10 protein-coding genes are annotated in these 12,189 nt (G+C 36.6%); 7 read left to right on the forward strand and 3 right to left on the reverse strand.

The window, feature by feature from the left end:
- Positions 1-303 precede the first annotated feature (303 nt).
- The 3 genes from HZI73_RS07055 to HZI73_RS07065 are packed head-to-tail and all read left to right on the forward strand — an operon-like array spanning position 304 to position 2,555.
- Positions 304-1,119 carry a MerR family transcriptional regulator gene (locus tag HZI73_RS07055; protein WP_212697549.1) on the forward strand — a complete coding sequence of 272 codons (816 nt, stop codon included), beginning with the start codon at positions 304-306 and terminating at the stop codon, positions 1,117-1,119.
- Positions 1,119-2,192, forward strand: a complete 1,074-nt coding sequence (locus HZI73_RS07060; protein WP_212697550.1) for an alpha/beta fold hydrolase — start codon at positions 1,119-1,121, stop codon at positions 2,190-2,192. The genes HZI73_RS07055 and HZI73_RS07060 overlap by 1 nt, the downstream gene beginning before the upstream one ends.
- A gap of 27 nt (positions 2,193-2,219) precedes the next feature.
- Positions 2,220-2,555, forward strand: coding sequence for a DUF3795 domain-containing protein (locus HZI73_RS07065; RefSeq protein ID WP_212697551.1), 336 nt, complete (start codon positions 2,220-2,222; stop codon positions 2,553-2,555).
- A 191-nt stretch (positions 2,556-2,746) separates the two neighbouring features.
- Here the strand turns inward: HZI73_RS07065 and HZI73_RS07070 are convergent, their stop codons facing one another.
- The 3 genes from HZI73_RS07070 to HZI73_RS07080 form a co-directional block, all read right to left on the reverse strand.
- Positions 2,747-4,996: a glycoside hydrolase family 3 N-terminal domain-containing protein gene (locus HZI73_RS07070; protein ID WP_212697552.1), complete on the reverse strand. Its 2,250-nt coding sequence runs from the start codon at positions 4,994-4,996 to the stop codon at positions 2,747-2,749.
- A gap of 50 nt (positions 4,997-5,046) precedes the next feature.
- Entirely contained in the window at positions 5,047-6,066 is a 1,020-nt protein-coding gene (locus HZI73_RS07075; protein ID WP_212697553.1) for a substrate-binding domain-containing protein, read from the reverse strand.
- A 105-nt stretch (positions 6,067-6,171) separates the two neighbouring features.
- Positions 6,172-7,161 carry a glycoside hydrolase family 130 protein gene (locus HZI73_RS07080; RefSeq protein ID WP_212697554.1) on the reverse strand — a complete coding sequence of 330 codons (990 nt, stop codon included), beginning with the start codon at positions 7,159-7,161 and terminating at the stop codon, positions 6,172-6,174.
- A 157-nt stretch (positions 7,162-7,318) separates the two neighbouring features.
- On the opposite strand from HZI73_RS07080, the gene HZI73_RS07085 reads away from it, so the two are divergent.
- The 4 genes from HZI73_RS07085 to HZI73_RS07100 all read left to right on the forward strand — a co-directional run bounded on the left by HZI73_RS07085 (position 7,319) and on the right by HZI73_RS07100 (position 12,144).
- The gene (locus tag HZI73_RS07085; RefSeq protein ID WP_212697555.1) at positions 7,319-8,152 is read left to right on the forward strand and encodes a helix-turn-helix domain-containing protein; all 834 of its coding nucleotides are present in this window, start codon (positions 7,319-7,321) and stop codon (positions 8,150-8,152) included.
- A gap of 259 nt (positions 8,153-8,411) precedes the next feature.
- On the forward strand, positions 8,412-10,157 hold the full coding sequence (locus HZI73_RS07090; protein ID WP_212697556.1) for an extracellular solute-binding protein: 1,746 nt from the start codon (positions 8,412-8,414) through the stop codon (positions 10,155-10,157).
- 72 nt (positions 10,158-10,229) lie between these two features.
- Complete coding sequence (locus HZI73_RS07095) at positions 10,230-11,216, forward strand: ABC transporter permease (RefSeq protein ID WP_246552381.1); 987 nt, start codon at positions 10,230-10,232, stop codon at positions 11,214-11,216.
- Positions 11,217-11,229: 13 nt separating this feature from the next.
- On the forward strand, positions 11,230-12,144 hold the full coding sequence (locus HZI73_RS07100; protein WP_212697557.1) for a carbohydrate ABC transporter permease: 915 nt from the start codon (positions 11,230-11,232) through the stop codon (positions 12,142-12,144).
- Positions 12,145-12,189 lie beyond the last annotated feature (45 nt).

Genomic DNA, 12,189 nt, shown 5'->3' on the forward strand with positions numbered 1-12,189 from the left:
GATAATACTCATAGTAGTATGAACACCGCTTCTTCTTATGCTATGAGATTTTAGGTAGATAGTAGATTCATTGTCGATTTAAGAGTAAATAATCATAGCAGTAACGATTAATGGTAAAATAAATGTACTGACTAATCCAATTGATTTTTAATATATAATTTTTTATAGTAAAAAGAACAGATATAACTTAAACTTATTAATGTAGTCTATTTTATCATCTCGAAAATATAAGAAATAATTATAATAAATAGCTTGACACTCCCCTACAGGGGATAGTCTATACTTTATTTCAAGGAGGTTAATATGTATAAAATAGGAGAATTCTCTAGGATAACCAATATGACCATCAAAACTTTGCGGTATTATGATAAAGAAGGTATTTTAGTCCCAGCCAAAAGGGAAGAAGGTAGTGCGTATCGATTTTATGACAGCAATAATTATGAGACAGCAATCCTTATAAAGAAACTAAGAGATTTTCAATTTTCAATTTCTGAAATCAAGGACGTATTAACCTTATGTCATAATGAAGCTGATTTACACTATATTTTGAAGGAAAAGAAGGAACAGATTCAAAGGGAGATAGCTGTTAGAGAAAAGCTTGTTCAAAAAATAATGGATTCGGTTGACCATAAGAATAAGGAGATGGATGTTACTATGCGTTATGAGATTACCATAAAAGATATTCCAGAAATTAAAGTGGCTTCAATAAGATACAAAGATAGATATGAAAATTGTGGAAGTTATATAGGCAAACTTTATAAAGCTCTAAAAGGCAATGTTGGCGGTGAATGTTTTAATCTATATCATGACAGTGAGTATGCTGAAATAGCAGATATTGAAACATGTGTGCCTGTAAAAAAAGATGTAAATAATCCTAAGATTTCTTGCAGAAAGGTACCTAAGATCAAAGCAATTAGCACCATTCATAAAGGGAGTTATGAAAATTCAAGCCATGCCTATAAAGCGTTGCTAGATTATGCTAAGCAGAACAATTTAGAAACGACTACGCCCACGAGAGAAGTTTATATTAAAGGTCCAGGTATGATCTTTAAAGGAAATCCCCATAAATATATCACAGAAATAATCATTCCAATTGTAGAGACGGAAGGTGAAAATTAATGAAAAAAAAGCTACTATTTATAGGTATTATATTGATGATAGTAATAGGGGTAGTAGCATTTATCATGATAAGAATGACAGGGAAGCCGTTATATACGATAGGTAATGTGAAAAAGGAGATAAATCTAAGAGCACCTCTTGAACCTCCTATCCAATCAGGCAACATTGGGTATTTTCAAGTTGAAGAAGATATCAAACTGAATTATTTTACTCAAGGAACAGGTGATAATATATTAATATTACATGGTGGACCTGGTATGCCCTATGCAGAAGAGTGGAAAGGTTTAGATGAACTTTCTAAGACACATCGCTTTATTTATTATGACCAAAGAGGAAGCGGTTCGTCAACCCGTCCAATCAATACGTTTTCATCCAAAAATTACTACAAAAATATGTTGGAGCTGGAATCAACTTTGGGTCTAACTGCCCAAATAGCCGATATAGAACGTATACGAAGAATTTTAGGGGAAGAAAAACTCACATTAATTGGACATTCTTTTGGTGCAGTCCTCGCCTCACTATATGCTACTGAATTTCCTGAAAATGTAGAGTCATTAATTCTTGTAGCACCAGCACCATTGCTTAAAATGCCCTTGGAAGTACCTGGGCTATTTGATAACATAGAAGGGCAGTTACAAGAAGAGGATATTGATGATTATTCGGACTTTCTAAAAAGATATTTTGATTATAAGAATCTATTTAAAAAATCAGAAGAAGAATTAGTAGCACTAAACAATGAGTTAGGCACTTATTTCTATAAGGCATATGAAAAAGGTGAGGGCATTACACCGCCCAAAAATGCTAAAGCAGGAGGGTGGATGGTGCAAGCTATCTATTTAAGTATGGGACAAAAATACGATTATACGGAAAGCATTTCAAAAGTAAAAGTACCAACTTTAATCATACACACAGGCAATGACTTTGTTCAAGATGAAAAAGCAAGTCAATTATATCTAGATGTTTTTCCACATGCAAAGTATGTGGTGATGGATCGTGCAGGGCACATGCCGTTTAATGATCTACCGAATGAATTCAGTAAAATAGTTGATAGGTTTTTAGGCGACATAGAATAAAAACATAATGGATAAAAGGTGATGTATATGAAAAAATATAAAGGGTTTATTCCTCCCTGTGGTATTTATTGTGGAGGCTGTTATCGCTATAAATCAGGCAAGAAAAATGAATGTCTAGGTGCTGAAACACATTGTAAAACCAGAAAATGTAAAAGTATTTATATGTGTTGTGTAGAAAAAAAAGGACTTAATTACTGTTATGAATGTAACAATTTCCCATGTTCAAGATTCAAAAAATTCGCTGAGAGTTGGAAGAAGTATGGGCAGGATTTGATAGAAAACCAAATGCTTTTAGAGCAATATGGTGAGGAGAAATGGTTACAGCAAATGTTGGGGAAAAATAGAATATCAACAGAAGAGTAAACCATAGGCTGTCAACATCTGTTGACAGCCCTCATTATAATGGGTAAAATATAGTGGTAACGATTACTTTCTCAAGATTATCTACATCTAGAATTAAGAAGCTCTAATCATATTTACATTAGCCTCCTATGTAACATACTTCTTTTGTTAAAGCGTTATCTTCAAAGCTCATCTTTAGATTTTGATGTACCTTAGAGTGTAATAATAGTTTCACATCGAATATCATTTGATGCAGCACCAACCATTATTTTGAAGTCTCCTGGCTCAACAACCCATTGACAGTCTAAATCCATTAATTTAAAAGTGTCAAAGTTCAGTTCAAATGTGACAGTTTTACATGCATGAGGTGCTAAATGAATGCGTTTAAAGCCTTTTAATAACTTCATTGGTGTAGCAACACTACTTTGAAGATCGTTAACATAAAGCTGGATGACTTCATCACCTGAAGTATCTCCTGTATTTGTAATATCTATCGTTACTGTACCTTCAAAGGTATTTTGGTCTATGGTTGAAACTTGGAGATTGCTGTAATCAAAAGTAGTATAGGATAACCCGTAACCAAAAGAGTACATAGGCTCTTTGGTACCTTCAAAGAACTCAAAATCACCACCAGGAAGCATAGAATAATAGCATGGAATCCGACCGGAACTTTGTGGAAATGAAAGAGGTAATCGACCGGAAGGATTGAGTTCGCCAAAAAGAGCTTCCACGATGGCTTGAGAACCATGTTCGCCTCCAAACCATGCCATCATGATGCTATCACAGAGTTGGGATTCTAAAGAAAGATCAAATGCTTTTCCATTAAGTAGAACTAGGTGTAATGGTTTGTTAAGTTCAGAAAGTTTTTTAATCAGCTCTCGTTGTTTGCCTGGCAGCGTTAGTTCTGTTCGATCATGGCATTCCCCTGATGTGAGTGAGTTATCACCGCCTACCATGATGATGACATCACATTCAGATGCAATCATAACGGCTTCGTCTAAAGTGTTAAGGATTTCATCTTCACCCTCAGAGTATAAATGAGGATGACCGTCTATTATATGTTCTGTTTTCTCACCTTCAGTTATTGAACAGCCGTTACATTGACGAATGGTTACATCTTCGCCAACGGATGACTTAAGCACATCAAGTACAGACGCAATGGTATAACCTGTAGGTATGGATGAATAGCCGCCAATTTTTGGAGAAGCAGAGTTAGGGCCAATGAGAGCAATTGATTTAACCGATTTATCCAAAGGTAAAGCACCGTTATTTTTAAGTAATGTAATGGATTCTCTGGCTGTATTTAAACTAATTAATCGATGCTCTTCGCAACGTATCCAATTCAGGTAGTTATCTTCATTGCTGTAAGGGTTATCAAATAGTCCTAGATCAAACTTAACTCGAAGAACTCTGCTAACCGCATCATCAATGCGTGACATGGGTATAGCGTTATTATTCACAAGATCAACAAGGGTTGGTTCAAAAATATCATTAGGGTAATCAAGACCTTGAACATCTAACCCGTTACCGATTGCCATTCGAATAGCTTCACTATCTTCGGTAACAAGATGGTGGCGTCCCTTAATTTTACCGATACCACCCCAATCTGAACGCGAGTAGCCTTTAAGACCAAGCTCTTGTTTGAGAATTTTATCTAAATAATTGTTGGAGCACATCATAACGTCACCATCAACACTGTTATAACTTGCCATGACATTGTATGCGCCACCTTCCTTGATTCCAGCTTCAAATACAGGTAGATATACGCTCTTAACTTCACGACGCCCTACATGGGCAGGTGAACAATTGGAGCCTCCTTCTGGAATACCATAGACACAGTAGTGTTTCGGCTCTGAAACAACTGAATCTGGTCGGCTTATATCACCTTTTTGAAGACCTTTAATAATAGAAACACCAAGTCTTGAAGCAAGATATGTATCTTCACCAAAGGTTTCTTCAACACGTCCCCAACGCAATTCTCTAGCAATATCTAGATTAGGTGATAGTACTTCGTGTATGCCCAGTGACCTGGTTTCTTTCCCAATGGCATCGCCTATACGATAAACGAGATCGGGATTAAAGGTTGCAGCCATTCCTAAACAAGATGGAAAGACTGTTCCTCGAAGACCATCGATGCCATGAAGGCCTTCCCCTGTAAAAAGGCATGGTATACCTAGTCGGGTTTCTTCAACAAAGTAACGTTGGAGCCGATTCGTTACTGCTGGAACAGTGTATACAGAAGTCATTGAACCGATACCTCGATGGGCTAACCGATCCTTCAATTTTTCGTAATCGAATTCACTATCTTCATCAATACTGCAGATATGCTTTTTGGATGGTTTTGTTGCAAAATCTGTGGCAAGGCACATATCCAGTTGGGCAACTTTCTCTTCTAGGGTCATTCGTGCTAGTAGATCATTAATACGTTGTTCTACTGATAAATTACTATTTTTATAGTCCATGTATTTAGTCTCCTTATAAATTATATGGTTAGACATAATATATTTGTAAACTATGGTGAAAGGTTGTAATCCCGATAGATGATTTCGGGATAGATGTACGTCAGTTCATATTGGGCAGCTGGATTTTCTTCTCTGAATCTTATCTGATAAGCTAGCCTGCGTCCAAGGTCTTCGGTGTTTACGAAGGCTGTTGTAAGAAGGCCTGAAACATTAAGATATTCACTGCTTCCATCATAGCCGGTTACCATAATATCATGGGTCAGCCTTTCGGGATGCTCGCTAAAATATTGGTATAGAAAACTTGCAATATGATCATTAGCACAGATAAAAGCTTCAGGCAGGTCATTAAAAGAGTCGAAGAACTTAGTCATTTGCACATAGTAACTGTAGATGTCAATGTGGTCAATAAGGCAATATTCTTTTTTAAATTCAATGTTATTTTCTTTTAAAGTTCGGACAAATCCTTTATATCTGTCCTGGTTCGTTTTAGCATAGCGTGTATCACCGATGAACCCTATTTTACTGCAACCTTTTGATATAACGGATGAAGTAATTTTGCGGATCGTCTCATAACCTTCCAAAAGTATCAGGTCACCTGAAAGTTCTCTAATAGGAAAATCCGGGGTGATATCAAGAAAAACCTTTGGAAGTGATAGCCTATTAATTTCACTTAGAATTCTTGTGTCATAGATGTTTAAAACGATTACACCGCTAATGGTTCTGTCTGTCAGCATGTTAGGCAGTGAAAAGCTGCTTGAGAACTCAGATGGAATAGTGGCATACATAAGGTTTATATTATGTCGGCTTAGTTCGCTAGATATCTGAAAGATAATGTTAGTCCAGAAAGTTGCGGATTCAGGCCGAGCTACAATGACAGCAATGGTTTTGTTTCTTTGAGGTGCTGTCTCCTTTAACACCATGTTTCTGAAGTATCCTAGCTCTTCTGCTTTTGCCAGAACATCGTTCTTCAATTTTTCGGATATACCGGACTGTTTGTTGAATACTTTCCACACGCTTACGCGTGATATACCGAGAGCATCGGCTATATGCTGCATTGTAACTTTTCCCATAATTCGCTCCTTTTTGTTAAATATGTAAGTTAATACTTTATCATTATTCAATATAGCACATTGACTACAGATGTACAATATGAGTAAATGAATATTGATACTTTTTTACAAATTGTTTTCAAAAAGCCAAGGAATTAGCTCATCAACTTTACAAAAAGCACAACCGACAACGGTATCCGCACCGCCATAATAAACAACGATCCGTCCAGTCTCAGCATCTGATAAAGCGGCGCAAGGGAAAATTACATTATGTACATCGCCCACACATTCATAGTCTTTTTCTGGTGTCAACAAGTAAGGTTTACTTCTGGCAATAATTATTGAAGGATCATGAATATCCAGTAAGGCAACGCCCATAGCATAGACAAAGCCATTACACGAATGAAGTACGCCGTGGTAGAATAATAACCAGCCTTCAGATGTTTCAATTGGAGCAGGACCTGCACCGATCTTCGTGCACTGCCATGCGCTTTCTTCAAAAGAAGCAGTACCCATAACAAAGCGATGTTCCCCCCAGTATTTCAGATCAGGAGATTTACTCAGCCAGATATCGCCGAAAGGAGTATGACCATTGTCACTTGGTCTTGATAACATCATATACATGCCATCAATTTTCCTTGGAAATAAAACCCCATTTCGATTATAAGGCATAAAGGCATTTTCCATCTGATAATATTCTTTAAAGTCTTCTGTATAGCCCATACCAATAGTTGGTCCGTGATAACCATTGCACCATTGAATATAGTATTTATCATCTAATTGTACAACACGGGGGTCGTACTTGTAATCAGAATGGATAAAGTCATGTCCAGGTGCTTGTTTGAATTCAATGGGATGATGTTCTATTTGCCAGTTAAGACCGTCTTTGCTGAAACCTGCGTTGATATTCATTAGCCTTGCTTTTGTATCACAGCGGAACACCCCTGCAAATCCATCTTCGTATGGAACAACAGCACTGTTAAAGATGCTGTTGGAAGAGGGGATTGCATTTTTGGGGATAATAGGATTCTTAGAGTAACGCCACATGGGTTCGTTGCAGTTTTCGGGTTTTTCTTCCCAGGGAATGTTTTTTAAGGGTTGTCCAATAATTGTCATCGTTTTTCTCCAATACAAATGTTAAAATTAATTTACTTTTGTAAACTATTATATGCTTGGTGTGATGGTTAATCAATTAAGAAAAATGCACAAATACTTTCAAATATTGCTTTATATGCGTATAATGTGAGTAAACAATTGTTTAGGAGGTGTTTCAATGAAGGAATATTGTAAGCATATAAAACCCGAAAACCCACAGGTAGTAACGGGTAGTCAACTATTTGTCAAGGAGTTTAGAGACGTTTACTCCACAGATGAGTATATATTTGACTTCACTGAAGATTTTAGGAAGGGTTATCTGTTGTTCTTTTTTAAGAATGGACAAGGTATTCTGGTAAAGGATGGTAAATACACGTACTTTCATCAGAATAATATTCTTGTTATTAAGGCAGGTATGAAACTAAAGGTTTCTAGTCATAATTGTGCCTATTATATTCTCCATATAGACGGGCCATCCGTTGATGAGATTATTGAGAAGGTAACGGAGAATAAAGAAAAAGGTCTAATTTCTGTTATGAATCCTCAAAAAGTTCGCGTTGTATATTCGCGCATTAAAGCATCTCTTGAAAAAGGGTATCAGCCATATAAGCTGACAGCACATATCTTTACTATCCTATCCGAACTTGATATCGTCGAGGCCGTAGAGGAGAAGCGTTTAAATGAGAAGTTAATTTCTAAGGCCAAATCCTTTATAGAAGAAAGATTTAGTGAGGATCTTCATGTTGAAGATATTGCCAAGGTAGCCAATTTATCCAAATACTACTTTACAAAGGAGTTTAAGAAAATAACAGGGTTGACCCCAATACAGTACTTGATTAGAAAGAGAATCAACCATGCAGAGTTTCTATTGGAGAACACCAGTCAGAGTATTTTCCAAATCTCTATTGATGCAGGGTTCAATACAGAAGTGAATTTCTTCTACCACTTTAAGAAAGCTAATAACTGTACGCCTAACGATTATAGAAAACTTCATAGAAACAAATGGAGTTAAAGCACAACACTTACGTCGTACCTATAGACGAAGTAAATATGATGAAAAATGTTGTTTTTTGAACCTGTTGATTTGGCTAGTATTACTATAAAACCTTTTGAGATGAAAATATTACGCAATGATTTATACGGATAATGTAAGAATTGTGCCATAGTCTTTAAATATATTGCTCAAGACTTTAAAAGTTGTTGTAACAAAGTAATTTTGATGGTATCTTTGTGTTGCTTACTTAACTTTATATTAAATTTGGAGGGAAATTATGCTAAAAAAATTATCTATCTTGTTACTTGCATTAGTATTAACACTTTCATTTGTTGCATGTAGCTCAGATAAATCAACAGATGACGGAGAAAAAGATACCACAAGTAAAACCAAAGATGCAAAAGACTTGCCAACAGTAGTCTGGTACAATATCGGCGATGCACCAGCAGACTTGCCATCAGTTAACAAACGTCTTAGTGACTTAGTGCGTGACAGAATTGGTGCTAACGTTGAAATTCGTCACATTGGTTACGGTGATTATACTGCTAAGATAGGAACGATGCTAGCAGCCGGTGATGACATGGATATGGTCTTTGCAGCAAACTGGGCAGCAAACTTCACTCAAAATGCACTTGATGGTTATTTTGTTGACTTAAACACACTTAAAGAGTATATGCCTGAAACAATTGACCTTGTCAATCCAGCTCTAAAAACAGGTGCAAGTTTTGATGGTGCTCTTTACGGCATATCTACTAACAAAGAAGTTGGTTGGGATAATTACATATTTATCGTTGAGGAAGAAGTGGCATTTCTTGATTCAGGTGATGTAAAAGTGCCATTGACAAATGCTAACAAAATTGCAGCTGATGGTAGTGCTACAGAAGTTACATTTGCCGAATATATTGTACAAGATCGAATTCATGCAATTGCGCCTGAACTTCGTATCAAAGACTTCATACATCCATTAGTTAATGCAGCAGTTGACGCTTATCGTGCTCTTGGTGTTACAGTTGTTAACGGTAATACAAACTTAAATGATCCTAATTACGTAACCGTTTATCAAGCCAGTGCAAAAACAGCCCTTGCCGATATAGTTGGGGGTTTTGATGCCATTCCAGAAGCTCAGAACTTTATTGGTATTAACGCTTTTGACAAAAATGCATCCGAATACAAAATGCTTGTTGACACATCGCATCCTTTATATGAAGCAGCTAAAGAAACAGCTCGTTCATTAGATACACTCATCAAAAGTGGCGATGTAAGAGTATATAATACCAATGATACAGCGTTTAATGGAAAAGACCACAGATTCTTATTTGAGACGAGAGCAGCATTCCCATATTGGGGTGTACAATTAACAAATGATTACAGTTCTGAGGGAAACACAAAAACAATTAGCCAATACAGTTTTGTTCCTGCATGGACTGGAGGTTCAGATCCAGGGGTTGTAACAGCAATTCCTGTACATTCAAAGAACAAAGAAGAAACCGCTAAATTTATTGAACTTGTTAATACAGATCAAGAAGTTCGTACAACAGTTGCTTACGGTGTAGAAGGCGTACACTGGAACTACGTCGATCATACAGATGACATTACCGGCAATTCATACACAGCAGCAGATAAACTTTACTTTGAAAGAACTGAAAAAGGTAAATCAGACTATGCTGTAGGTGTTTATACACAAGGTAACTTCTTTGTATTACCACTTCAAAAAGGTGAACCTGCTAACAAGTGGGAAGTATTCTTAGCAAATTATACACCAAACACAACAGGCAAACTTCCATTTGAAGGGCTTAACTTCTCAGCGTCTAGCGGATTTAGATTAGATTTAACAAGTCCTGATATGCAAAGTGCTGTTGCAGCCTTCGCTTCAGAGTATGAAAAATACAACCTATTCTTCTTGGATAATGCTGATTTCGAAGAAAAATGGGCAGAATTAGAAGCACTTAAAGATGATAAGAATGCACAAAAGTTGATTGAAGAAATTAATAAACAGTATAAAGAATTTTTAGCGAATAAATAGATATCTATCCTCCCAGCAAGAGCCACTGTATACATGGTGGTTCTTGCTACATTATGAAAGGAGCATTTCGATGTGAATGGCATAAAAGTATCCACTAATAACAAAAAAAATAAGTCGCGGGCCATGGAATGGGTTAAGCATTTTGTAAGAGATGTTAGAAAGTACATTGGATTGCTCATTATGGCTTTACCAACAATCATTCTTATATTTGTTCTTAAGTATCTTCCTCTACCAGGTATGTATCTTGCCTTTGTCAAATTCAGACATCAGGGTCGTGGGTTCTTCTATAATATGTTTCATAGTAAGTTTATTGGACTTGATAATTTTAAGTTCCTGTTTTCCGGTGGAGATACGTTGCTGATGTTCAGAAATACCATCGGATACAATATAATTTTTATATTCGTTGGATTGGTTGTTACGATTACGGTGGCAATTATGATACATGAAATGTTAGGCGAAACGGTTAAAAAAGTATTCCAAACATTTATGTTCTTACCCTATTTTCTGTCATGGGTTGTCATCAGTTATATTGCATTATCATTCTTATCAGATTCAGGGATCATTAATGATTTTCTCGTTATGATAGGTAAAGAGCCCATATCCTTTTACTTCGAACCTAAGTATTGGCCATTCATCCTTGTTGTTGCCAACATTTGGAAAGGTATTGGATATGGTACAGTTGTATACATATCAGCCCTTAAAGGCATCGACAGGTCATTATATGAGGCGGCAGCCATTGATGGTGCAAAGAAGTGGGACCAGATTAAGTACATAACCCTGCCTCTTCTTAAACCATTAGTGATTATTTTGACCATTCTAGCTGTGGGTGGTATTCTTAACTCTGATTTTGGTCTTTTTTATCATTTGCCAAAGAACAGTGGACCTCTGTTTACTGCAACACACACTCTGGATGTATACGTATACAAGACATTCCTTGTGTCTGGAAATGTTGGACTATCTGCCGCAACTGGTGTATTCAAGTCAGTCGTCGGTTTCCTAATTGTATTGATTACCAATACCATTGTTAGGAAGATTGATGAAGAAAAATCATTATTCTAAGGAGGGAATACAATTGAGAAAGAAAAAGTATGATTTTAATGTTGTTGCTATTTCAAAAAGATCCAACATCGTCGTCTCTGTGATTATTGGAATCATTGCCATATCTTGTATCACCCCATATCTCATCGCCTTTTTGATATCTTTTGCATCAAAGAGTTCCATTGATATGTATGGATATCAGTTGATTCCGTCCGCCTTTAGCTTAGAGTCCTATAAGATTCTGAGTCTTTTTGGTACGGAGATTAGGAATGCCTATCTGACAACCATTTTTGTTGTTGTTGTAGGGACGGTACTTGTATTGTTGATTACGACCACTTATGGTTACGTCATTTCTAGAAGGGACTTTCGATGGAGTAAACATTTGACCTTTTATGTATTCTTGACCATGCTGTTCAGTGCTGGAATGGTTCCGAATTATATGATTATTACGAGGGTACTTAACCTTAAGAATACAGTATGGGCTCTTATTGTTCCAGCCCTTGTGAATCCCTATTGGATTATCATCGCCAAAACGTTCTTCCAGATGACGGTTCCAAAGGAAATTATAGAAAGTGCCAAAATTGATGGTGCCACTGAGATGACCATTTACCGAAAAATTGTTATGCCTGTATCACTGCCTGTCATTGCAACAATAGGTTTGTTCTCAACGATTGGATACTGGAATAGTTGGTTTGAAGCCATGTTATATATTGATGTGGATTATCTGAATAGCCTTCAATACTTGCTTATTAGGATTCAAGCAAACATTGATTTCTTGATAAAAAATGCTTCATTGATTGGTCCAGAAGCACAGTCAATGGTTCAGAACCTGCCAAAGCAGTCTTTTATGATGGCTTTGATGGTTGTTTCAACGTTACCGCTGGTTCTGGCATACCCATATTTCCAGCGTTACATTGTAGGTGGTTTAACAATCGGTTCTGTTAAGTAGCTTCGTCAATGAAACAGTAGAAGAGATGATTAGCCCTTTTAGAAG

The organism is Vallitalea pronyensis (assembly GCF_018141445.1).
GTDB lineage: Bacteria > Bacillota > Clostridia > Lachnospirales > Vallitaleaceae > Vallitalea > Vallitalea pronyensis.

What these genes read in the sequence shown, in the direction of transcription:
- HZI73_RS07055 (WP_212697549.1), top strand. Translation starts at nt 304, where the DNA reads ATGTATAAAATAGGAGAATTCTCTAGGATAACCAATATGACCATCAAA.
- HZI73_RS07060 (WP_212697550.1), top strand. Translation starts at nt 1,119, where the DNA reads ATGAAAAAAAAGCTACTATTTATAGGTATTATATTGATGATAGTAATA.
- HZI73_RS07065 (WP_212697551.1), top strand. Translation starts at nt 2,220, where the DNA reads ATGAAAAAATATAAAGGGTTTATTCCTCCCTGTGGTATTTATTGTGGA.
- HZI73_RS07070 (WP_212697552.1), bottom strand. Translation starts at nt 4,996, where the DNA reads ATGGACTATAAAAATAGTAATTTATCAGTAGAACAACGTATTAATGAT.
- HZI73_RS07075 (WP_212697553.1), bottom strand. Translation starts at nt 6,066, where the DNA reads ATGGGAAAAGTTACAATGCAGCATATAGCCGATGCTCTCGGTATATCA.
- HZI73_RS07080 (WP_212697554.1), bottom strand. Translation starts at nt 7,161, where the DNA reads ATGACAATTATTGGACAACCCTTAAAAAACATTCCCTGGGAAGAAAAA.
- HZI73_RS07085 (WP_212697555.1), top strand. Translation starts at nt 7,319, where the DNA reads ATGAAGGAATATTGTAAGCATATAAAACCCGAAAACCCACAGGTAGTA.
- HZI73_RS07090 (WP_212697556.1), top strand. Translation starts at nt 8,412, where the DNA reads ATGCTAAAAAAATTATCTATCTTGTTACTTGCATTAGTATTAACACTT.